The sequence below is a fragment of the Streptomyces kurssanovii genome (genome assembly GCF_040677245.1).
Classification (GTDB): Bacteria; Actinomycetota; Actinomycetes; order Streptomycetales; family Streptomycetaceae; genus Streptomyces; species Streptomyces kurssanovii.
In genome coordinates this window covers 185,932-207,962 of the sequence record NZ_JBFAQK010000005.1, presented here as the reverse complement: position 1 = coordinate 207,962, position 22,031 = coordinate 185,932, and the positions used below count along the sequence as shown (strand labels likewise).

At 69.5% G+C, this 22,031-nt stretch carries 18 protein-coding genes and 4 pseudogenes; 12 read left to right on the top strand and 10 right to left on the bottom strand.

Annotated elements, in window-relative coordinates; translation table 11 throughout:
* The first annotated feature begins 42 nt into the window (after positions 1-42).
* Entirely contained in the window at positions 43-750 is a 708-nt protein-coding gene (locus AB0K36_RS06780; protein WP_364589291.1) for an NIPSNAP family protein, read from the top strand.
* A gap of 262 nt (positions 751-1,012) precedes the next feature.
* Positions 1,013-2,524, top strand: coding sequence for a carboxylesterase/lipase family protein (locus AB0K36_RS06775; protein WP_364589243.1), 1,512 nt, complete (start codon positions 1,013-1,015; stop codon positions 2,522-2,524).
* Positions 2,525-2,621: 97 nt separating this feature from the next.
* On the opposite strand, the gene AB0K36_RS06770 is transcribed toward AB0K36_RS06775, so the two are convergent.
* Entirely contained in the window at positions 2,622-3,692 is a 1,071-nt protein-coding gene (locus AB0K36_RS06770) for a glycoside hydrolase family 43 protein (protein ID WP_364589240.1), read from the bottom strand.
* Between the two features lie 388 nt (positions 3,693-4,080).
* On the opposite strand from AB0K36_RS06770, the gene AB0K36_RS06765 reads away from it, so the two are divergent.
* Entirely contained in the window at positions 4,081-6,363 is a 2,283-nt protein-coding gene (locus AB0K36_RS06765; protein ID WP_364589288.1) for an AbfB domain-containing protein, read from the top strand.
* 128 nt (positions 6,364-6,491) lie between these two features.
* Here the strand turns inward: AB0K36_RS06765 and AB0K36_RS06760 are convergent, their stop codons facing one another.
* Positions 6,492-7,550, bottom strand: coding sequence for a vWA domain-containing protein (locus tag AB0K36_RS06760; protein WP_189475812.1), 1,059 nt, complete (start codon positions 7,548-7,550; stop codon positions 6,492-6,494).
* Between the two features lie 273 nt (positions 7,551-7,823).
* On the opposite strand from AB0K36_RS06760, the gene AB0K36_RS06755 reads away from it, so the two are divergent.
* A complete protein-coding gene (locus tag AB0K36_RS06755; RefSeq protein ID WP_364589237.1) occupies positions 7,824-8,378 on the top strand; it encodes a hypothetical protein in 555 nt (184 codons plus the stop codon).
* Between the two features lie 293 nt (positions 8,379-8,671).
* Here AB0K36_RS06755 and AB0K36_RS06750 read toward each other — a convergent pair whose 3' ends face one another.
* From AB0K36_RS06750 to AB0K36_RS06735, 3 genes are all read right to left on the bottom strand, one after another.
* Positions 8,672-9,397 (bottom strand): endo-1,4-beta-xylanase XynA, encoded by a 726-nt coding sequence (locus tag AB0K36_RS06750; protein ID WP_364589234.1) that lies wholly within the window; start codon positions 9,395-9,397, stop codon positions 8,672-8,674.
* Positions 9,398-10,092: 695 nt separating this feature from the next.
* Complete coding sequence (locus tag AB0K36_RS06740) at positions 10,093-10,563, bottom strand: ArsI/CadI family heavy metal resistance metalloenzyme (protein WP_364589231.1); 471 nt, start codon at positions 10,561-10,563, stop codon at positions 10,093-10,095.
* A 40-nt stretch (positions 10,564-10,603) separates the two neighbouring features.
* A complete protein-coding gene (locus AB0K36_RS06735) occupies positions 10,604-11,980 on the bottom strand; it encodes an NAD(P)-binding domain-containing protein (protein WP_364589228.1) in 1,377 nt (458 codons plus the stop codon).
* Between the two features lie 104 nt (positions 11,981-12,084).
* On the opposite strand from AB0K36_RS06735, the pseudogene AB0K36_RS06730 reads away from it, so the two are divergent.
* A pseudogene (locus AB0K36_RS06730) lies at positions 12,085-12,531 on the top strand (NAD(P)-binding domain-containing protein); the annotation flags it as partial.
* A gap of 13 nt (positions 12,532-12,544) precedes the next feature.
* Positions 12,545-12,778, top strand: a pseudogene (locus tag AB0K36_RS06725) (hypothetical protein); the annotation flags it as partial.
* Here the strand turns inward: AB0K36_RS06725 and AB0K36_RS06720 are convergent.
* Complete coding sequence (locus tag AB0K36_RS06720) at positions 12,730-13,710, bottom strand: ArsR/SmtB family transcription factor (protein WP_364589225.1); 981 nt, start codon at positions 13,708-13,710, stop codon at positions 12,730-12,732. The pseudogene AB0K36_RS06725 and the gene AB0K36_RS06720 sit on opposite strands and share 49 nt — an antisense overlap.
* 89 nt (positions 13,711-13,799) lie before the next feature.
* Here AB0K36_RS06720 and AB0K36_RS06715 point away from each other — a divergent pair, with 89 nt between their 5' ends.
* Together AB0K36_RS06715 and AB0K36_RS06710 are read left to right on the top strand one after the other, a co-directional pair.
* On the top strand, positions 13,800-15,116 hold the full coding sequence (locus AB0K36_RS06715; RefSeq protein ID WP_364589222.1) for an MFS transporter: 1,317 nt from the start codon (positions 13,800-13,802) through the stop codon (positions 15,114-15,116).
* 178 nt (positions 15,117-15,294) lie between these two features.
* The gene (locus AB0K36_RS06710; RefSeq protein WP_364589219.1) at positions 15,295-15,879 is read left to right on the top strand and encodes a DinB family protein; all 585 of its coding nucleotides are present in this window, start codon (positions 15,295-15,297) and stop codon (positions 15,877-15,879) included.
* A 107-nt stretch (positions 15,880-15,986) separates the two neighbouring features.
* Here AB0K36_RS06710 and AB0K36_RS34700 read toward each other — a convergent pair.
* Positions 15,987-16,310: pseudogene (locus AB0K36_RS34700) on the bottom strand (Tn3 family transposase); the annotation flags it as partial.
* 110 nt (positions 16,311-16,420) lie between these two features.
* On the opposite strand from AB0K36_RS34700, the gene AB0K36_RS06700 reads away from it, so the two are divergent.
* Together AB0K36_RS06700 and AB0K36_RS06695 are read left to right on the top strand one after the other, a co-directional pair.
* Complete coding sequence (locus tag AB0K36_RS06700; RefSeq protein WP_364589216.1) at positions 16,421-16,783, top strand: ArsR/SmtB family transcription factor; 363 nt, start codon at positions 16,421-16,423, stop codon at positions 16,781-16,783.
* On the top strand, positions 16,780-17,280 hold the full coding sequence (locus AB0K36_RS06695) for a GNAT family N-acetyltransferase (protein WP_364589213.1): 501 nt from the start codon (positions 16,780-16,782) through the stop codon (positions 17,278-17,280). Before AB0K36_RS06700 ends, AB0K36_RS06695 begins: the two co-directional genes overlap by 4 nt.
* A 329-nt stretch (positions 17,281-17,609) precedes the next feature.
* Here the strand turns inward: AB0K36_RS06695 and AB0K36_RS06690 are convergent, their stop codons facing one another.
* The 3 genes from AB0K36_RS06690 to AB0K36_RS06680 form a co-directional block, all read right to left on the bottom strand.
* Positions 17,610-18,665, bottom strand: coding sequence for an ArsO family NAD(P)H-dependent flavin-containing monooxygenase (locus tag AB0K36_RS06690; RefSeq protein ID WP_364589210.1), 1,056 nt, complete (start codon positions 18,663-18,665; stop codon positions 17,610-17,612).
* A gap of 72 nt (positions 18,666-18,737) precedes the next feature.
* Positions 18,738-19,820 (bottom strand): ACR3 family arsenite efflux transporter, encoded by a 1,083-nt coding sequence (gene arsB, locus AB0K36_RS06685; protein WP_364589207.1) that lies wholly within the window; start codon positions 19,818-19,820, stop codon positions 18,738-18,740.
* Positions 19,817-20,125: an ArsR/SmtB family transcription factor gene (locus AB0K36_RS06680; RefSeq protein ID WP_364589204.1), complete on the bottom strand. Its 309-nt coding sequence runs from the start codon at positions 20,123-20,125 to the stop codon at positions 19,817-19,819. Before AB0K36_RS06680 ends, arsB begins: the two co-directional genes overlap by 4 nt.
* A 110-nt stretch (positions 20,126-20,235) precedes the next feature.
* On the opposite strand from AB0K36_RS06680, the gene AB0K36_RS06675 reads away from it, so the two are divergent.
* Both AB0K36_RS06675 and AB0K36_RS06670 read left to right on the top strand, forming a co-directional pair.
* The gene (locus tag AB0K36_RS06675) at positions 20,236-20,655 is read left to right on the top strand and encodes an arsenate reductase ArsC (protein WP_364589201.1); all 420 of its coding nucleotides are present in this window, start codon (positions 20,236-20,238) and stop codon (positions 20,653-20,655) included.
* 808 nt (positions 20,656-21,463) lie between these two features.
* Positions 21,464-21,955 (top strand): annotated as a pseudogene (locus AB0K36_RS06670) (protein kinase domain-containing protein); the annotation flags it as partial.
* Positions 21,956-22,031 lie beyond the last annotated feature (76 nt).

Sequence of the window (22,031 nt, the reverse complement as noted above, 5' to 3'; positions counted from 1 at the left end):
GCCGGTCCCACCGATCCCGCCGACGCCGTCGGCCGTCCCGCCGTGCTCGAGCTTCGCCGGTACACCCTGCGTCCCGGCCGGCGCGAGGAGCTCATCGAACTGTTCGACCGGGAGTTCGTCGAGACCCAGGAGGAGACCGGGATGGCCGTGCTCGGCCAGTTCCGGGATCTCGACGATCCGGATCGCTTCGTCTGGCTGCGAGGGTTCCGGGACATGGCGGCACGACACCGCGCGCTGACGGCCTTCTACGGCGGCCCCGTCTGGGCCGAGCACGGTCCGCGGGCGAACGCCACGATGGTCGACTCGGACGACGTCCACCTGCTGCGCCCGCTGTCGGCCGGCACCGGCTTCACCGTCTCGTCGTCCCGGCGGCCCCCGGCCGGCGCTCCGGCACCGGACCGATTCGTGACCGCCACCGTGTGGTCCTTCCCTCCGGGACGAGACGACGGCCTCGCACTCGTCCGGGACGGTCTCCTCCCCGTGCTCCACGGGACGGGACCCGCGCCACTCGCCGTCCTGACCACCGAGACGGCGCGCAACACGTTCCCCGCGCTGCCCGTCCACACGGGGACGAACGTCGCCGCGGTCTTCTCCTCGTATCCCGACGAGAGTGCGTATCGCCGGCATCTCGCCGCCGTACGGGCCCTTCCCAGCGCGCGGGACGAGATCCTGCCGGGCATCGAGCGGGAACAGACCGCGGCTCCCCGAACTCTGCGGCTGGCACCCACCGGCCGCTCGCTCATCTCCTGACCTGCACCGACGCCTCGGGAGCGAGGGTTGCCCACCGGGCGGCCCGTACCAGGGCGACGTCAAGACCGGTGATTTGCACGATGCCCGCGGGTGCGGTGTGCGGCGAAACTCCCCTGGAGTTCTCCGTCCCCTTCTCCACGGAGGTTGCACGATGTCCGGTCCGCTCACTCTGCTCACGCTTTGCCTGGCGAGAAGTCGCCGGCGATTATCACGCAGGCGACGCATACGTTCGCGACGCGTCGGGGCGCTGTACGGCGTCCTGGTGCTGTCGATCACCGCCACGGCCTTCGTGCCCGCCGCCGCCACGGCGGCCGAAGGACCGACCGTCACCACGCGGTACGGGCAGGTGCGAGGGAAGGCGGGCGAGACCGCGAACTCCTACCTCGGCATCCCGTACGCCGCACCGCCGGTCGGGTCCCAGCGGTGGAAGCCGCCGGCCGCGCCCGAGCGCTGGCCGGGCGTGCGGGACGCCACCGCGCCCGGCAACCCCTGTATGCAGGCTGCCGGGTCCAGCCCCTGGGGGGATCTCGCGGGGCCCGGCACGCCCAGCGAGGACTGCCTGTACCTGAACGTCCACACGCCCGCGCAACGGTCGCTCCAGAAGCGGCCGGTGATGGTGTGGATCCACGGCGGCGGCTTCACGGTCGGCTCCGGGACGTTCTACGACGGCAGCAAACTGGCGGCCAAGGGCGACGTCGTCAACGTCACCTTCAACTACCGGCTCGGCGCGTTCGGTTACCTGGCCCACCCCGGACTGGCCGAGGAGTCGTCGCACGGGTTGTCCGGCAACTACGGTCTGCTCGACCAGCAGGCCGCCCTGCGCTGGGTGCAGGAGAACATCGCGGCCTTCGGCGGCGACCCCGACAACGTCACGGTCTTCGGCGAGTCGGCGGGCGGCGGCAGCGTCTGCCAGAACCTGGTCTCGCCCCGCGCGATCGGCCTGTTCGACCGGGCCGTCGCCCAGTCGGGCTGCGGGTTCCCGCTGCCCGCCCAGGAGTCGCAGCAGAAGAACGGCACGGCCTGGGCGGACTCCCTCGGCTGCGCCGACGTGGCCTGCCTGCGCACGACGCCCGCCGCCGAGGTGCTCAGGGCCTCGCTGAGCCCCACCGCCCGCTGGACGCCCAACGTCGACGGCAAGGTCCTGCCGCTCCAGGTGCCGGACGCTCTTGAACGCGGCCGGTTCCACCGGGTCCCCGTCCTCCAGGGCACCACCGCCGACGAGGGCCGGCTCACCGTTGCGACGACGTACGACCTGGCCGGCAGGCAACTCACGGCGGCGGGCTACCCGGTCGCGGTCCGGGCGCTCTACGGCGAACGGGCGGACGAGATCCTGGCCCGCTACCCGCTGTCGGACCACGGCACGCCCGCGGAGGCCCTGGGCGCCGTCTTCACGGACTCCCAGTTCGCGTGCCTCCAGTCGCGGACGGCGAGCCTGATGGCCGCGCACACCCGGTCCTACCAGTACGAGTTCGCCGACCGTCACGCCATGGACTATCTGAACCTGCCGATCAGCTTCCCGATCGGCGCTCCGCACGGTTCGGAGATCAGGTACGTCTTCGGCAGCGTCTCCGGTACCCCGGCGCAGAACGCCCTGGCGGACACGATGCTCGGCTACTGGACCAACTTCGCGAAGACCGGCGTCCCGTACGCCGCGGACGCACCGCGCTGGAACGTCTTCCCGAAGGTGCAGACCCTGGCCCCCGAGGCGATCACGGGGAGGACGACCTTCCCCGAGGACCACAAGTGCGACCTGTGGAACCGGCCCGCCTCCTGACCCCTGGGTGACGACCGCTCGTGTGGTGCGACGGCCACGGCCGTCGCACCACTGCTCCGTTCTCCTTCCGCTGCTCGAACGACTCGCGCTGTTCGGGCTACTCGAAGAACTTCAGGCTCCAGCCCGTGTCGGTGTTCGGGCCGGGAACGTTCGCGCGGCTGTAGGTGGTGTTGCCCCACCAGCAGAACGTGCCGGTGTACCAGTACCGGTTCTCCCACGCGTAGGGCGTTCCCTTCGGAACCGCGTGGAACATCAGGGGAAACCTCGGTCCGGCGGGCGGGCTCGTGTCGATGTCACCGTCGAGCAGGACGAAACTGTGGTGGCCGGGGCCGTTGACGTGCAGCGTCGGGTCCCAGCCCCGCATCATCGTGGCCGAGTCGGACCCGAACAGGCAGCCGTTCGACTTGTACCAGTCCCATACGTACGTCGGGTCGCCACCGGCCCGCAGCCGCAGGTCGGCCAGACAGTACTGCTCGCTCCAGCTTCCGTTGGCCGAGTACACGATGTGCAGCCGGCCGTTCGGGTCCTTGATCGCCTCAGGGGCCTCGTTGATGAACGGGTTGCCGACCACCCGCTCCCAGCTCTCCCTCGGCTGCGAGATGACGTGCCGTGCGCCGGTCGGCGTGGTGGGGCTGCTCATCCGGGCGATGTAGAGGTTCTGCTCGACGTTGGTGTCGCCGGCCCAGCCCGACCAGACGAACCAGCGCTGCCCGTCGAAGGTGAACAGCGTCCCGTCGATGGCCCACTTGTCGTCGGGCAGAGCCAGCTTCGTCTCCGCGGTGTATCCGCTGTCGGGGGCGGCGGAGCTGATCACGTACATCCGGTGGGCCGCTCCACGGCCCGCCGCGAAGTAGATGTAGTAGCGGCTGCCGTCCCGCACGATCTCCGGGGCCCAGACCTCTCCGAGATCGCGGGAGTCCGACCAGACCTGCTGGGCGGGGGCCGAGGCCAGACCTGCCGTCGACGGGGCCTGCCGCACGGCGATGCCGCCGCCGGTCGACTGCACCGAGATGTAGGTGCCACCGACCCGCAGGACGCTGGGGTCCGCGGCCCGCAGACCGGTCTGACCGGCTTGGGCAGGCTCGGCGGACGTCAAGGACATCACGGCGGCGAGGACGCCGGCCAGCACGAAGGCCGCCGCGCCGGTAAGACAGCGGGAGAGTCTCATGTACCTGCACTTCCATGCCGGGTCACATCGTGAGAGCGCTCTCGCAGCATCCTGGCGAGTAGTGGACATGTCAATCCCATGGAAGGAAGAAGCGCATCCCCCAAGGGCTTTACATCAGCCTTTCAACGATGTAAAACCCCTGCGAGGGTGCCCCGCCGGGTGACCCCCGGCCGCTCAGTGGAGGCTCCTCAGCGCTGCTCCACCCGTCCGTCGCCCGTTCGGGACGACGTTTCCCCGCACACTCGACAGAGGAGCACTGATGCGTTCGTCGTTACCCTCCTGGCCGTCCTCACGGCCGCCCGCGTGGCCTTCGTCGCGGCCGTCCTCACGGCCGTCCTCGTCGTCCCGGCGGTGGCGCCGCGTGACCGCACTGCTGGCCGCGCCGCTGATGCTGTGCGCGGGCCTGCTGCTGTCAGGCGGCCCGTCACAGGCAGCGAATGCCTCGGCAGCCGCCTGGACACCGAAACCCGCGCCCATGACCACGCCCTGGACGAACCAGGTCCCCGTGGACAAGCCGCTGAACGAGTACCCGCGTCCGCAACTGACCCGCTCCGACTGGCTCAACCTCAACGGGATCTGGGACTTCGCGGTCACCGGCGCGGACGCCGGGCAACCGGCCGTGTTCCCCGAGCAGATCCGGGTGCCCTTCCCCGCGGAGTCGGCCCTCTCCGGGATCCAGCGCAAGGTCACCCAGCACGACAAGCTCTGGTACAAGCGCGCCTTCACCGTGCCGGCCGGCTGGAACGGCCGGCGGGTGCAGCTCAATTTCGGGGCGAGTGACTGGCGTACGACGGTGTGGGTCAACGGCCGGCAGGCGGGAGCGCTCCACAGCGGTGGCTTCGACGCCTTCTCCTACGACATCACACCGCTGCTGAACGGCGGTACGAACACGATCGTCGTCTCCGTCTTCGACCCGACCGAGACCGGGAGCCAGGCGGTCGGCAAGCAGCGCATCCGGGAGACCACTCCCCGGCCCGGCGGCGGCATCTTCTACACCGCCGCCTCGGGCATCTGGCAGACGGTGTGGCTGGAGCCCACGGCTCCGGCTCACATCACCCGGCTCGACATGGTGCCGAACCTCACGAACAACACCCTGAAGGTCACCGTGCACGGTGCGGGCGCCGGTGGTCATCAAGCACGCGTGACCGTCTCCACCGGCGGCGGCACTGTGGGCAGCGCGACCGGCCCGGTCGGCTCCCAGTTCACCGTACCGATACCGAACCCGCGCCTGTGGACCCCGGAGGACCCCTTCCTGTACGACGTGAGGACCGAACTCCTCAGCGGATCCACGGTCGTCGACTCCGTCGGGAGCTACACCGGCATGCGCTCCGTCTCCGTCGGAAACGTGGGTGGCGTGCAGCGCCTGCTCCTCAACGGCAAGTTCGTGTTCCACAACGGCACCCTCGACCAGGGGTACTGGCCCGACGGGATCTACACCGCACCCACCGACGAGGCCCTCCGCTTCGATCTGCAGAAGCACAAGGACCTCGGCTTCAACATGGTCCGCAAGCACATCAAGGTCGAGCCGCAGCGATGGTTCTACTGGGCCGACAGACTCGGACTGCTGGTGTGGCAGGACATGCCCTCCATGGACCTGCGCACCCCGGACACGGCGGCCCGCGTGCAGTGGGAGGCCGAGTACGACCGCGTCATCGACCAGCACCGCAGTTCCCCGTCCCTGGTGATGTGGGTCAACCAGAACGAGGGCTGGGGCCAGTACGACCAGGCCCGTATCGCCGACGAGGTCAAGGCGTACGACCCGTCCCGCCTCGTCGACAACATGAGCGGCGTCAACTGCTGCGGCTCGGTCGACGGCGGCAACGGCGACGTGATCGACCACCACGTCTACGTCGGCCCCGGCGTCACCCGCCCGTCCGGCAACAGGGCCGCCGTCCTGGGCGAGTTCGGCGGGCTCGGCATCCGCGTCGCCGGCCACGAGTGGTACCCGGGCGGTGGCTTCTCCTACGAGAACCAGCCCACTCTCGCGCACCTCAACGACCGGTACATCGGCCTGATCGACGCCATGCGCGAGACTCAGATGCCCCTCGGACTCTCCGCCTCCGTCTACACCGAGATCACCGACGTGGAGAACGAGGTGAACGGCCTGCTGACCTACGACCGTCAGGTCGTCAAGGTCGACCAGGCACGCGTCAGGGCCGCCAACCAGGCCCTCATCAATGCCTCCAGGACCCCGACGGCTCCCGTGACGCTGCCGAGCGGCCAGAACCGGTCGCTGCGCGTCACCACTCCCGGCTTCACCGACCGGTACCTGCGCCACCAGGACGGCCTGGGCTTCACCGAGGTCGTCAACTCCGCCAGCAGCGCCCTGCTGAAGAACGACGCCACCTGGAAGATCGTCCCCGGCCTCGCCGACGACAAGTGCTACTCCTTCGAGTCGCGCAACTACCCGGGTCAGTACCTCCGCCACCGCGACTTCCGCATCTACAAGGAAGGCGGCGACGGAGCGCTGTTCCGCGCCGACGCCACCTGGTGCACGACGCGCGGCGACGGAGGCGTGCGGCTGGCCTCCTACAACTTCCCCGACCAGTACCTGCGCCACTACCGGTCCGAGCTCTGGCTCGCCACCCCCGGCGGCACCCACGCATGGGACAACCCCGACCGCTTCCGCGAGGACACCGTCTGGGCGGTCGAGAGCCCCTGGGCAACGTGACGCGTCCCTGTTCCGGGGCGTCCGCGCCCCGGAACAGGCCCCCGGCCGCGCCCGCCGCCGAAGGTCCGTGACCGGCCGACGCTCGCGGCTGATCACGGACAACCCCCTCTTCGCTCTCTCCTTGTGTTTCAGAGCATGATGAGCAGACGTGTCTGCGGCTTCAGCTTCCTGTTCACGGAACGGCTCTGCACATACACCTCCAGCTTGGGATTGTTCCCCGCCTTCACGGAGACGGTCCCCTGGATACCCGTTCCGAACAGAAGGCTGCGTGCGGCGTCGCCCGTATACGCGCGATCGGTGTCCTTCTCGACCACGATGACTTCCTTGTTGGGCTGAACCTGAGCCCGCGTGCCCAACTGGTAGTAACACGCGCCGCGTTCGTACGTCACGCCCGGATGCGAATCGACGAAGGGGCGAATTTCGATCTCCTTGTCGACCTTCAGGAGTCGGTACTTGTCGGCCGGAATCGGTTCGAGATTGGCCCGAACCTCGTCGATCGATATGTCCTGGCCGACGGCGAACAGGTTCTTCGTGCCGCGCACGCCTTTCTCGCGGCCCCGGAGGAAGCTGGTGGCGGCAGCGCGCACGGTACCGATCGCTTCCTCGACACCCTCCTGCGAATCCGCGTCCCAGATGGCGATGTTTCCGGCCGGGAAGCCGTAATTCTGGGCGGTGCGCTTCGCCAGGGAGTTGGGGACGAGGATCGCGGACGTCCAGTGGCCCGGAAGCCCGCCCATCTTCGCCGCGATCTTGTCGAGCCAGGGTCCGAGAATGGCCATGTCGCCGTCGTGGCGCCTGTCGCCGCCGGACGCGTTTTCCTCGCCGTCCGTCACCACGATCTGGAGGAAGCTGTGCTCGCCGTATTCCTCCCAGATGTGACCCAGGTCGTCCAGGGACTTCAGCGAAGCCTCGATAAGGGCCGTAGCGCCATTGTTGACCTTGTACAGGCCGCGCATGGACGGCAGATGCTTCACGTCCATGTCCCAGACCAGGTTCTCCACCTTGTGGTCGAAGGAATAGAGGCTGATCCGGGTCTCATGGCCGAGGCTGTCCGATTCGGCTTTCAGGCCCGCTACGAATTCGTCCACGACACGGATGAGCTGACTCTGGTGCTGACGCATGGAACCCGAACAGTCCACTACCAGCGCGACGTGATTCACCTTGTGCTGGATCTTGTTGGCGGACATGCTTCTGCTCCTTCTCCGAGGCTCCCCGAGTGATAGTTGAACTCTATGGGCAGGCACTGACAACGGCGTTTGACGCAGGATCACCAGACGGCTCCTGGTGAGGTGTTCGGTACCGCGGCCCCGGAGGCCGGCCGCGAGGCTGAGCACTTGGGCGACGGTTCGGCCGAAGGCCGGGGGCGGAGCGTTGCGGAACCTCGAGCGGGCCCGACGCCGGGACCATCTGCGCAGCTACGCTTCCACGGTGCAGCCGACACTGAGCAGAACCGGGGGATCGTGAACCGACCACTGCTGTTCCTCGACGTCGACGGGCCGCTCAACCCCTATGCGGCCAAGCCGGAGAGGCGCCCTGACGGTTACACCACGCTCCGAGTGCCTCGGGACAGCGGCACCTCGGAGGACCAGACCGGACTCTCGGCCCGGCGGCGACCGTTGCGGGTCTGGCTCAATCCGGAGCACGGGCGGGCCCTGCTCGGGCTCGGCTATGAACTCTGCTGGGCCACCACGTGGATGGACACCGCAAACCGGTGGATCGCCCCGGTGCTCGGCCTTCCCGAACTCCCTTTCGTCGACTTCGGCCACGCCCTGTTCCAGGACCGCCCCGACGGTGTCCATTGGAAGACCGGCCCCTTGGTCGCCTACGCCGACGGCCGTCCCTTCGCCTGGGTGGACGACGAACAGAGCGACCTGGACAACGCGTACGTGACTGCCCACCACCGCGGGCCCGGGCTTCTGCACCACGTCAACCCGCGGATCGGTCTGCGCGGGGACGACTTCCGGATGCTCACCGACTTCGCCCGGTCCCTGGACATGTCACCAGCCGCCGACTGAGCCGGCTCCGGCCGGGTCCCGTGATCGTCACCCCCACCGCCACGCCGACCGACGCCTCCGGGCGGCCTCACCAAGGCGATGGCCAAGCCTCTACGAGTTGCCGGGCACGGCCGCCCCGGCCGCCCCACGATTGATCTTGGGGTCCTGCGCGGCCAGGGGTGGGATGTGGGCGATCGCTGTGTGGAGGTGCTGGCCGTCGAAGCGGTCGCCCCGTCCCGTGGTGGCGAGTTCGCCACGGTTGCGGGACCCGCCACGAGGACGGAGCCCGCAGCCGGGTGTTCGCCGGACAGAGGTCAGCCGCTGACCGTGATGTTCGAGCTTCCGCTGCTTTGGTAACCCTCGGTGGCCATGATCATGTAGTACCTGAACTGGCCCATGTTCATGCCCGCGCGCGCCCAGGCGTCGAAGTGGTTGCCGGTGGTGATGGTGCCGGAGCCGCTGGTCACCTTCGACTGCCGGACGCTCCAGTACTGGTCGAAGGTGCGGGTGCCCTCGACGGAGGGGGCGTTGTACCGCGTCGTCTTGTAGATGTCGTAGGTACCGCCGTCGCTGTAGACGGTGCCCTTGTACTGGCCGGTTGGCCGGTAGCTGCCCCAGTTGTCGACGATGTAGTACTCCACCAGCGGATTCGACGTCCAGCCGTAGAGACAGCCGTAGCCGTTGCCCGACGGGTTGAAGTAGCCGGTGTAGCGGACCGTCCTGCGGCCGCCTGTGTTCCAGCCCTTGCCGGCGACGAAGTTGCCGCAGTTGGTCCACCGGGTGCTGTAACTGCCGCCGCCGTTGAGCGTCATGGAGACGGAGCCCCCGCCGTCGGTCCAGAACGAGTAGTACATGCCGTCGTAGCCGGTCTGGTTGGTGGTGATGGTGGTGGCGGCGTGGGCGGTGCCGGGCAGCAGCAGTCCGGACGCGGTGGCGAGCGCGACGGTGCCGGCGCCGCCGAGGAAACCTCGTCGGCTCAAGCCGCTGAAGGGGGCTGGGTTCTGCTGGATCTGGTTCTGCTGCGTGCCGTCCTGCTGCATGCGTCCTCCCGATGAAGGCTGGTGGGGGCGGGCAGCTTCTGCTGCCCGCGGCCTTGCATGGAACACGACGGGGGTCGCCCGCCGTCGTGCCGCAACGACCGACCGCCGTCCCCGGTCACATGACGCGAGGGGAACGACGGTCTCCTGTCGTTCGGTGGCCACAGTTTTGGTAAAGCGTCATGACCGTGTCAACGCTTTCGACAACCTTTCGGAAACATTTCCATCGCACGAATAGACCCTGGCGAGTACGCCTTGGCTGGTCAAGCCACCTCTCGCACGAACCGTTGCGAGGGATGGAAGAAGATATGGAAGGGGCGTAACGCAAGCATGTGCCCAGCGTTCGAAACTTTCGGACCCGCCCACACCGACGGGACACCCCAGGCGGTCGTACGCAGTCGGCCCTTCCTGCTACCGGCCCTCGCGTTCACGTTCTCGGCGTTCGCGATGTACGCCGTCGTCACCCTCGTCCCCTCTTACTCGGACGCGGCTACACCAGCCAGGCAGCCTGGGCCCTCGGGCATGGCGAATCCGGCCAGTGCCCGTCCGGCGAAGAACACCGGCAGATTCGGGGCGAGGGTCAGGTCAACAGGCCCAAGGTCCCTGCTGCCGAGCCCATGGTCATGACGTGCGGGGGCCGCGACCGGTCCCCGGTTCCGGTCGCGGCCTCGCGAGGGTGAAGGTGGGTCATCGGGCGATCAGCAACAGCCACCGGCGGTGGCCGTGACCGGTTCACCCGCCGGGACGGCAGCGGTGGCCGAGGTGGAACAGCATGGGCTCGCCGGACGCTTGGCCAGGGTGTCGGCGTCGGCCTTGACGACGTACACCTCCCACGGTTCACGGCCAGGGCCGTGGACCCACACTTTGTCCTGGAGGGCGTAGCAGCAGGTGGTGTCGTTCTCCTCGGTGGTGACGAGACCTTCCTGGGCCAGCCGGGTGGTGGCGGCGTGGACGGCGTCGGTGCTGTCGACCTCGACACCGAGGTGGTCCAGGCGGGTGTCCTCGCTCTCGTCGCCTTCGATGAGGACGAGCTTGAGTGGCGGTTCGGCGATGGCGAAGTTGGCGTAGCCGTCGCGGAGTTTGGCCGGTTCGGTGCCGAACAGCCTGCTGTAGAAGGCGACGGATGCCGCCAGGTCAGGGACGCGCAGGGCGAGCTGTACACGAGACATGAGGGTCCTCCTGCTGTGAGTTGTGATCCGTGCAGGCGGGTCAGCAGCCCCCGGAGGTTGCCGGGGAGCCGACGCCGAGTGGGATGAGAGCGGGAGCCGGGGCGCAGCAACCGCCCTCGGCCGCGTCGTCGTTCTGGGGCTGGTCGAAGAGGCCGGCGCCGCCGCACACCCCGGTCTCGGGAAGCACGAGTTCGACACGCTCGGCCGACTCCCGGTCGCCGGCGATCGCCGCGACGACGGAGCGGACCTGCTCGTAACCGGTGAGCGCGAGGAACGTGGGCGCGCGGCCGTACGACTTCATGCCGACCAGGTACACCCCCTCCTCGGGGTGCGACAGCTCCTTCACGCCGTGCGGGTAGACCGTGCCGCAGGAGTGCTGGTTCGGGTCGATCAGCGGAGCCAGCTCGACCGGGGCCTGGAGCCGCTCGTCCAGGCCGAGGCGGAGCTCGTCGAGGAAGGACAGGTCGGGGCGGAAGCCGGTCAGGACGATCACCTCGTCGACCGGGTCGAGCCGGCGCCCGTCCTCGGCGACCAGGACCAGCCGTTCGCCGTCGGGTTCGACGGCCTGGGTGCGGAAGCCGGTCACGGCGTCGGCGTGACCCTCGTCGACCGCGGCCTTCGCGGCGAGGCCCAGTGCGCCGCGGGCAGGGAGCTGGTCGGCCGTACCGCCGCCGAAGGTCGAGCCGGAGATGCCCCGGCGCAGGATCCAGGTGGCGTGCGTGCCCGAGCTGTCCTCGGACTTCGCCAGGTCGGCGAGGGACGCGAGAGCCGTGAAGGCGGAGGCCCCGGAGCCGATGACAGCGGTGCGCCTGCCCGCGTAACGGGCCCGGACGGCAGGGTCGTCGAGATCGGGGACGCGGTAGGAGATCCGGTCGGCCGCCGCGCGCTCCCCGATGGCGTGGAGACCGTCACCGCCGGCCGGGCTCGGGACGGCCCAGGTTCCGGAGGCATCGACGACGGCGCCGGCAAGGATCCGCTCCTCGCGGCCGTCGGAGTACTGGACGTGGACACTGAAGGGCTGAGACTCACGGTCGGCGTCGACGATCCGGTCCCGGCCCGAGCGCGAGACGCCCGTGACGCGTGCGCCGGTCCGCACCGTGTCGCCCAGGACCTCGGCGAGAGGCTGCAGGTACCGCGCCGCCCAGTCGCCACCGGTCGGGTAGGTCTTCGCGTCCGGCTTCACCCAGCCCGTCGGGGCGAGGAGCTTCTCGGCCACCTGGTCGGTGACCTCGCCCCAGGTGGAGAAGAGCCGCACGTGCGCCCACTCGCGCACCGCCGCACCCGCCTGCGCACCGGCCTCCAGGACCAGCGGCTCCAGGCCCCGGTCGACGAGGTGGGCGGCAGCGGCCAGACCGGCGGGCCCGGCCCCGATGACCACGACGGGCAACTGCTCGGTGGCGGTGGCGGTGGCGTTCATGACGATTCCCCTTGTGTTTCGACGTCCGTCGATCTCTTGCGTCTTCAGCATTGCACCTGTATCGATAGGCGTCAACATAGACATTCATCGAAACGGAGTGGTTCATGGAGCACGTCGACGTCGCCGTCATCGGGGGCGGCCAGTCCGGCCTGGCTGCGGCGCGCAGCCTGATGAACGAGGGCCTTCGGCCCGTAGTCCTGGAAGCGTCGGAGCAGGCGGCCGGGTCGTGGCCCAGGTACTACGAAAGCCTCACTCTGTTCTCGCCGGCCCGGTACAGCTCACTGCCGGGTCTACCGTTCGGCGGAGACCCGGACCGGTATCCGCACCGGGACGAGGTGGTGGCCTACCTGCTCCGGTACGCCGAGCGACTGGACGCCGACATCCGTGCACGACAGCGGGTTGCCGCAGTGCGTGCGGCCGGAGAGAGCTTCGAGCTCGACCTCGCGGACGGACAACGGTTGGGCGCACGGGCGGTGGTCACGGCGACGGGCGGCTTCGGCCGGCCGCACCGCCCGACGCTGCCCGGCCGAGATACCTTCACCGGCACGGTGCGGTACCGCACTCACCGAGCACGCAAGCGGCCTGGGCAAGAACCGCTGGGTCGTCGAAGCGGCCTTCGCACTTCTGCGCCGGCTCCGCCGACTGCGTATCCGCTGGGAAATCCGCGCCGACAGCCACCAGGCCTTCCTCACCCTCGGCTGCGCAATCATCTGCTGGCGGCACCTCGAAAACAGTGCTGATCCGCGCCCTCAGCCCGAACCGGCGACCAGTGCCTCGCCGAGCGGGGTGCGCCGGTAGAGCACCGACCGTCCGGACCGGGCGCGGACGAGCAGCCCCGCGCCTCGCAGGATGGCGAGGTGGTCTCCTACCGCGCCAGGTGCCATGGTGAGGCTTCGGGCGAGGTGACTGGTACTGGCCGGGGCGTCCAGCGCCACAAGCAGCCGGGCTCGGGCCCGGCCGACCAGAGCGGTCAGCGCGTCCGGTTGGGAGACAGTCTCCTGTTCGTCCCACAGGGCGGCGGTGCCGCGGGCAGGATAGACCAAGGTCCTGGGCCAGGGGGCTTCCAGGTGGGCGGCGATATTCCCGACGAAGACCGAAGGGATCAGCAACAGCCCGTCGCCGGCGAGGCGGACTGTTCCGACTTGGGCGAAGTGGCCGATCTCGATACCGCCGGCTTGCCAGGCGATGCTCGGGTGCAGGCTCTCGATGGTCGTGGCCCAGCCGTGTTCGCCGATCACCCCCACCCGGTGCACGACATCACGCTCACAGATCGCGCGCAGTTGCGGCCAGTCAGCGGCGAGCAGCTCGTGCCACGCCTGGTCCATCGCCTCGGCGATCCTGGAGACGGCGTCCGGCGACTCCAGCACCGCTCGTACGCGGGGATCACGTGCGGACGGGCCGGTCGCGTTGGTGGCGATTTCGTGGCGGGCCGCCTCCAGCGGTGCCGCCCGGATCATGGCCAGGTCGTCTGCCCAGGTCTGGCTGAGGCCGCGCGGGGGCGGGGCGACGAAGTCCGGTCCGGATCGCGTGGTGTGCAGGGCGATGACGGCGTTCAGTTCGGTCTCGCGGCGAAGCCGTTCAAAGGCCGGCATGAGCCGGGTGGCCCAGGCTCGCGGCAGCGGCCGGTCTTGGCCGGCGAGCGAGCGCAGAAGTAGGCAGAGGTCCAGCGCGGGCGACAGCGCGAAGCGGCTGCGCAACAGGTCCTCGACGGAGATCTCGAAGCGCAGCACCCTGCGAGGCTACCGCGGCACGTCAGTTCCGATTCGTCGAGCGACGAATCATTGGTGAGTGGCGTGGGCGCACGCCGAGGCTGGGCGCCATGACCCCGACCGCCGGACCCGCGCAGGGCAATCACCGTGCCACCTACCGGGAGGTGCTGGCCGAGCCTCGATTCCGGCTGCTCTTCTCGACCCGCACCGTCGCGATCACTGCGGACGCGCTGCGGATCACCACGTTCTCGGTTCTGGTCTTCTCGGCCACCGGCTCCGCGCTGCTGAGCGCACTGGCCTTCGGCATCGGCTTCATCCCGCAACTGTTCGGCTCGCTGCTGCTGGGTTCGCTGGCCGACCGGCTGCCGCCCCGCGCGCTCATCACCGGCGGCTACGCCTTGACGTGCGCCGCCGCCCTGCTGCTCGCCCTGGTGCGGATGCCGATCGCGGCAAGCCTCGGTGTCGTGGCCTTGGTCGCCGTCGCCACACCGGTGTTCCACGGCGCGTCGAATCGGCTGGTCGCGCAGTCGCTGGAGGGCGACGCCTATGTATTGGGCCGTTCACTGAACAACATCGCTTCCTCCGGCGCGCAATTGTTCGGTCTGGCGCTGGGAGGTGCGGCCGTCGCGGCACTCGGCCCGCGCCGGGCGCTCGCGGTCAGCGCCGCCCTTTACCTCGGCTGCGCGCTTGCTGTCCGCATCCGGCTACCCCGGCTGCAGCCGGCAGAGTTCGGCGGCACACCCGGCAGCGCTCAGGGCGATGGCGGGGCCGTTCGGGCGAGCCTGCACGGTGCCGGCCTGCTGCTGCGCGGACATGCGGTGCGACGGCTGATGCTTGCCCAGTGGCTCCCGCCCGCGTTCGTAGCGGGCGCGGAAGGCCTGATCGTCGCCTACGCGGGAGGACGCCACTTCACGCCCGGCTGGTACGCGGTGCTGATGGGCTGTCTGCCGGTCGGCATGCTGGTCGGTGACCTGCTGGTGGGTCGACTGCTACGGCCACCCACCCGGGAGCGACTGGTAGTCCCGCTGACCGCGCTGATGGGACTGCCACTGCTCGGCTTCGCCACCGAGCCCGGAGTGGGCGTCTCGTCCTGTCTGCTGTTGCTCTGCGGCTTCGGATTCGCCTACGGTCTTGGCCTGCAACGGCCGTTCCTGGACGCCCTGCCTCAGGATGGCCAGGGCCAGGCCTTCGGTCTGCTCGGCTCCGGCAGCATGACGCTGCAGGGCGTCGGGCCGGCCTGCTTCGGCTCGGTGGCCGCAGGCATCGGAACAGGTGGCGCAATCGCCCTGGCAGGCGGCGCGGCGTTGCTTACCGCCGGCTGGATTCTCACCTGGCACCCGCCCACCTCCCCGGTCCCCGTCCCGGACTACTCAACAGGATCAGAGAACGGCACTGCACAGCATGCGTGCAGTTTTCCTGCGCAGTAACCGTCGAGGTCGGGTCGGCCGCGAGCCGTCACGCACCCCACCCCCCACGTCTCTCTGACCGGCAGTCAAATCCCGATAGCTCCTCGTGTCAGGACTTCCAAGCCTCGGCTCTGGCAGCCGTTGCGGACCGCGTACGGGATCTTGAAACCACGAACAGCCCATGGAAGGTTCATGCCGCATGATCGATGAATTCGCGAAGGACAACCTGCACGGGAGACTGCGGCGGGACCGCGAGGCGCTGCTCTGGAAACTCGACGGCTTGTCCGAGTACGACGCCCGCCGGCCTTTGACAGCGACCGGGACCAACCTCCTCGGCCTGGTCAAACACGTGGCCACCGTCGAGGCCAGGTACTTCGGTGAGGTCTTCGACCGCCCTTCCCCGGAACCGCTGTCCCGGTGGCAGGACTCCGACGGCAGCGATCAGTGGGCGACCGAGGACGAGACCCGCGATCAGATCATCGGGTTCTACCGGCGCACGTGGGAACACTCGGACGCGACGATCAACGAGCTTCCCCTCGACGCCCCCGGCCACGTGCCGTGGTGGCCTGAGCCTTCTCCCAACACGAACCTGTTCGCCGTCATGGTCCATGTCCTCGGCGAGTCCGTCCGGCATGCCGGGCACGCCGATATCCTGCGCGAGGGCCTCGACGGCCGGACCGGGCTGCGCGCCGAACACGAGAAGCAGATCGACGAACAAGCCCGTGCCGCCTACCGCGCGAAGATCGAGCAGGCCGCCAGGTCGGCCGCGTCGATCAAGGCTTAGTCGGCCGTACCAGGCGGCCTGACAGCCTGACATCAGCTCCCCTGCCGGCGCTCGCGACTTCCGAGCACCCGGCCACCTGATACGCCCGCGTCACCCGATGTGGGCGTTCAGTCCGCGCCTGCGTCGTCCTCGTCCGGCTCGAGCGCGTCCGCGTCGCTCAGCGGGCGCAGGGCGCCGGCGGCCGGGGGCGAGGCGGTGAGGTTGTAGCGGCCGAGCAGCTTCAAGTTGCGGTGCTTGGGGATGTCCTCCTCGCGGATAGCGTGGCCCTCTGCCTGGTCGCCGGGCGACGGCGACGTAACGGGTCGTCCAGAGCACGACGATGCCGAGGACCAGGCTGAGCGAGCCGTGCCGGCCTCCACGCCGTCCCGGTACGCCTGGTGGATGGTGCCGCGCTTGCCGTGGCGCACGTCCCGGGCCAGCTTGTGGCGGGAGATCGCTGGCCGAGAACGATCAATCTCAGCGGCACCTTCTGTACCGCGGCTACTCACATCCGCGTTCCCAGCCCCTGGGTGACTGGTTAGACATGTGTCAACATAGACGTATGTCGAATGTGAAGGTGCTGCCTCTCCTGGAGCCCGCCGTCGAGCCCTGCTGCCCCCCGCTGAGCGAGCGGCCGCTGACAGCGGAGGAGGCCGAGCGGACCGCCGTCATGTTCAAGGCGCTCGGTGACCCGGTACGGCTGCGGCTCTTCTCCGCCGTCGCTTCGCACGAGGGCGGAGAGGCGTGCGTCTGCGACATCTCCGACGTCGGCGTCTCGCAGCCCACGGTCTCCCACCACCTGAAGAAGCTGAAGGAGGCCGGGCTGCTCTCCTCCGAGCGGCGCGGCACCTGGGTCTACTACCGCGTCGAGCCCGCCGTGCTTGCCGCCATGGGACAGCTGCTGACGAAGGCGGCCGCCGCGTGACCGCCTCCGCCCTGGTGGTGCCGCTCACCGCCGCACACGCCGCCGAAGTGATCGCGATCTACCAGGCCGGCATCGACGAGGGCGACGCCACCTTCGAGACCACCGCCCCCCCCTGGGGACAGTTCGACGCGGCCAAGCTGCCCGAGCACCGCTTCGCCGCCGTCGACGAGACCGGCCGGGTCCTCGGCTGGGTCGCCGCGACCAAGGTCTCCGACCGGTGCGCGTACGCGGGTGTCGTCGAGCACTCGGTCTACGTGCACCCCGACGCCCGTGGCCGGGGCGTCGCCTCCGCCCTTCTCAAGGCGCTCATCGACTCCACCGAGGCGGCCGGGATCTGGACCATTCAGTCCGGCATCTTCCCGGAGAACGCGGCAAGCCTGGCCGTGCACGAGCGGGCCGGGTTCCGGGCGATCGGCACCCGCGAGCGCATCGGCCGCCACCACGGCGTGTGGCGGGACGTGGTTCTCGTCGAACGGCGCAGCAGCACTCTGGCCTGAGCCCCGACGTTGAAACTGCGCCCCGCTGCCGGTGCCTTTCCCCGAAGGTGGAGCCGGCCATGGCGGGCGGCGTGTGAGGCGACGAAGGATCCTAGCCATGCCCGTGGACAGGACCTCGTCCCGACGTCGACACACTCGGCTTCGCCGCGCTGTCGGCCGTGATCCTCAACAAGGCGATGAGCCTGATGGTGCTCCTCGTGGCGCTGCCCGCCCAGCCTGTGGCTGCTGGTGTCCCCGCCGACCAAGGTGGTCGCGTTCGCCCGCGCGTGGTCCTGCTCGCCTCCGCCGTCAAGGTCGCCCGGCACGCCTGGACGCGACGAAGCCCGCTGTCATCCGAGAAGATCCGCGATCTGTCGGACGGCATCGCGGGCCGGGCGCCCGACGCCGATGAGGGTGGCGGAGGCGGGACCGGTCCAGTCGCCGTAGCCGAGGAGGTGCAGGTGCGGCTCGCCGAGGGCCTGCGTCCCGGCCGTGGGGACGTGGCCGCGGGGGCCGCGCAGGCCCAGTGGGGCGAGGTGGGAGAGAGCGGGGCGGAAGCCGGTGCACCAGATGATCACGTCCGCCTCCGCGGTCGTGCCGTCCCCCCAGGCCACCCCGGTCGCGGTGATGCGGTCGAACATCGGCTGGGCCTTGAGCAGGCCCGCGTCGCGGGCGGACCGGACGGGTGGAACAGCGACGATGTCACCGAGGGAGGCGACGCCACCGGTGTCGGTGCGGCCCTCGTCGAGGGCACGACGGCGGGCGGTCGCCGCGTCGAAGAGGACGCGGCCGTCGACGTCGTCGGCGAGGTAGCGCGGTTCGCGCAAGGTGACCCAGGTCGTTTCCGTGTCGTACGCGAGGTCAGCGGCGATCTGGGCGCCGGAGTTGCCGCCTCCGACCACGACGACCTTCTGGCCTGCGAAGTCGGCGGGGCTGCGGTACTCCACGGTGTGGAGCTGGGCGCCCCGGAACTTCGTACGACCGGGGACGGCGGGGACGAAGGGCCGTGACCAGGTGCCGGTGGCGCTGATGACCGCCCGGGCCCGCCACGTACCGGAGTCGCTCTCGATCCGCAGGAGTTCGCCGTCGCGGTGGACACCGGCCACGCGGACAGGGCGGTGGACCGGGAGTTCGTACCGCTTCTCGTAGTCGGTCAGGTACGAGACGACGTGGCCGGCATCCGGATAGGTCTCGCCCTGCTGGGAGGGCATGAGCCGGCCGGGCAGGGACGAGTACGCGGCCGGGGAGAACAGGTGAAGGGAGTCCCAGGTGTGCTGCCAAGCACCGCCCGGCGTGGGCTGCGCGTCGAGTACGGCGAACTCCAGGCCCGCGCGGCGTAGGTGGTAGCCGGCCGAGAGCCCGGCCTGGCCGCCGCCGATCACCACGACGTCGAGCGGTCCGCGCATACGGCATCCCTTTCGTACACGGGTGCCCCGTCCCGCGGAGGGACGGGGCACCGATCGATGACGCTGCCGCTTCTACTGCTGTGCGGCGGCGAACTTCTTGCGCCAGGCCAGCGACACGTACACCAGGGCCACCAGGACGGGGACCTCGATGAGGGGTCCGACGACGCCGGAGAGGGCCTGGCCGGAGGTGACGCCGAAGGTGGCGATGGCGACGGCGATGGCGAGCTCGAAGTTGTTGCCGGCGGCGGTGAACGCGAGGGTGGCGGTGCGGTCGTAGTTCAGGCCGATCGCCTTGCCGAGCGCGAAGGTGCCGAACCACATGACGGCGAAGTAGGCGAGCAGCGGGAGCGCGATCCGGGCGACGTCCAGCGGCTGCGACGTGATCGTCTTCCCCTGGAGGGCGAAGAGGATGACGATCGTGAAGAGCAGGCCGTAGAGGGCCCACGGGCCGATCCTCGGCAGGAACTTCGCCTCGTACGACTCGCGGCCCATCTTCTTCTCACCGATCCGGCGCGTCAGGAAGCCGGCGAGGAGCGGCACACCGAGGAAGATGACGACGTTGAGCGCGATCTCCCCCATCGAGATGTCGAGCGTCTCCCCCTCGCCGAGGCCCAGCCAGCCGGGCAGGAGGTCGAGGTAGAACCAGCCGAGCAGGCCGAACGCGATGACCTGGAAGACCGAGTTCAGGGCGACCAGGACAGCGGCGGCTTCGCGGTCGCCGCAGGCCAGGTCGTTCCAGATGATGACCATGGCGATGCAGCGGGCGAGGCCGACGATGATCAGACCGGTGCGGTACTCGGGCAGGTCCGGAAGGAAGATCCAGGCCAGGGCGAACATGAGCGCCGGGCCGAGGACCCAGTTGACGACCAGCGAGGAGACCATCAGCCTGCGGTCCCCGGTGACGGCGTCGAGCTTGTCGTAACGGACCTTGGCGAGGACCGGGTACATCATGATCAGCAGGCCGACCGCGATCGGCAGGGAGATCCCGCCGGTCTCGACCTTGGCGAGCGCGTCGTCCAGCCCGGGAACGAGTCGGCCGAGCCCCAGGCCGAGACCCATGGCCAGGAGGATCCAGACGGCGAGGAAGCGGTCGAGCGTCGACAGCTTCGCGACGACCGAAGGCTCCTCGGTCGTCGCAGGAGCGGTGGGGGTCACGGACAGGCCCTCTTGTTCTCGGCGGCGGTACGGGCGGTGGCGGCCAGGTCGGCGAACTGGCCGGCGAGCTGTTCGATGACGTCCGGGAGGAGCTTGTAGTACGTGAAGCGTCCGCACGGCTCGGTCTCCACGACCCCGGCCTCGCGCAGCACTCTCAGATGGTTGGAGAGGTTGGTCTGCTTGGCGCCGGTCTCCTCCACCAGGTGGGTGGTGCACAGCGTCTCGCGGGCGAGCAGGGTCACGATCTGAAGCCTGAGCGGGTCTGCGAGAACCCGGATCAGGTCAGTGTCGACTGACGTCATCATGGGCTGATACTGTCACATCACCCAAGACTGATACCAGTTCGGGCTGATCTCACGTGAACCCGTCGAAGGGTGCGCGCTCCGCGCCGGACCCTGACGTGAAGGAAGAACGCATGTCCTCCTCCCCGCTCGCCTCCGTGCTCTTCGTCTGCGTCCACAACGCCGGCCGCTCCCAGATGGCCGCCGGATTCCTGCGCCACCTGGCCGGCGACCGGGTCGAGGTCCGCTCCGCCGGCTCGGTCCCGGGCGACCGGGTCAACCCCTCCGCCGTGGCGGCCATGGCCGAGCTCGGCATCGACATCGCCGACCAGAAGCCGAAGGTCCTGACCACCGAGGCCGTCCAGGCGTCCGACTACGTCATCACCATGGGCTGCGGTGACGCCTGCCCGATCTTCCCCGGCAAGAAGTACCTCGACTGGGCCCTCGAAGACCCGGCCGGCAAGGGCGTCGAGTCCGTCCGCCCCATCCGCGACGAGATCAAGGCCCGCATCGAGGCGCTTGTCGCGGAGATCGACGCTCAGCAGGGGGCGTGAGCGCCGCGACGAAGCCCTGCCCCAGCCGTACAACTCCCTGGTTGCGGACAGGTGTTGAGCGTGCATTTGCATGCCCGTCCGTACCGGTTCGACGAGATCCCGGACCGGCGCTTCCGCGCTTGCTCGACGCGGTCGGTCGAACGGCGGCATGAACCTGCCGCTGCGGACGGACGGCGTGCACCGCCGCCGCGCGACGGTTCCTGCTCACCCTCATCGACTCGACTACACGCGCTTCGAGGGCCGCGAGTACTCGCTGCGCCCCCGCGTGCTCGAGATCGGGCGCCCCCACCCCTCGAGCTGCGCCTGCCCGACGTGGCGCTCCCCCGCCTTGAACAGCTCGCCTCCGAGGTCCGTGAGACCACCTCACTGACCATGCTCGACGGCGACGAGGTCGTCCACGTCGCCCGCACAGCTTCCGCATCCAGGCGGTTTCGATCGCCGTCCGAACCCGCTGCTCCGCGTACGCGTCCTCCACCGGCCGCGTCCTGCCCGCCGGCGTGGAACAGAGCGAACTCCACGCCCACCTCTCCGCCTGGGCCCCCTGCCCGCCGAGCGGGGGCAGCGTGACGGACCTACTCACCGATGACGGCATCACAGCGGGCCGTCTCAACGCCTTGTCGTCGAGACGGCGGCCGCATATGCGTTGACACTGTAAACAATAAGTTGTCACTCTGACTGAGCGACCAAGGTGTACGCTGCCTGGGGGATTTACCCATCTTGCACGTGACGGGCGAAACGGGGAGGGCAAGTGGGCCTGGAGACGGTGGACGGACGGTTCCGGATCACGGGAATCGTCGGGCGCGGGAACATGGGCGAGGTGCACCGGGCCGAGGACCTCCAGGCCGCTCCCGACTCCCCGCACCGCGCCGTGGCGGTCAAGACCGTGCTGCGCGGCCGGACCGGAGTCGCGGTCGACACCTCGGGGTCCGGCAAGGAGACCGACCGTTTCCGCCGCGAAGTGCGGATCATGCGCATGCTCTCCCAAGGACACCCAAACCTCACCCTGCTGATCGACGGCGGCGTCGACGAGGCGCCGGGTGGCAGCGGTCTGCCTTACCTGGCCATGGAGCTGCTGGACGGTCATCCGCTCGCGGACCTCATCGACGAGGAGCCCCAGCTCCCGGTCTCCTGGGCCGCCGCGATCGGGGCGCAGATCGCCGCCGGCCTCGCCGCCGCGCACACCGCCGGGGTCGTTCACCGCGACCTGAAGCCGGCCAACGTGATGCTGACCCGCGACGGCACGGTCAAGGTCCTCGACTTCGGCATGGGCTCGATCGTCGACGATCCCGACCAGACACGGCTGACCAGCACGGGCGTCAGCGTCGGCACGGCCCGCTACATGGCGCCCGAGCAGTTCCGCGGCCGAGCGGGTCTCC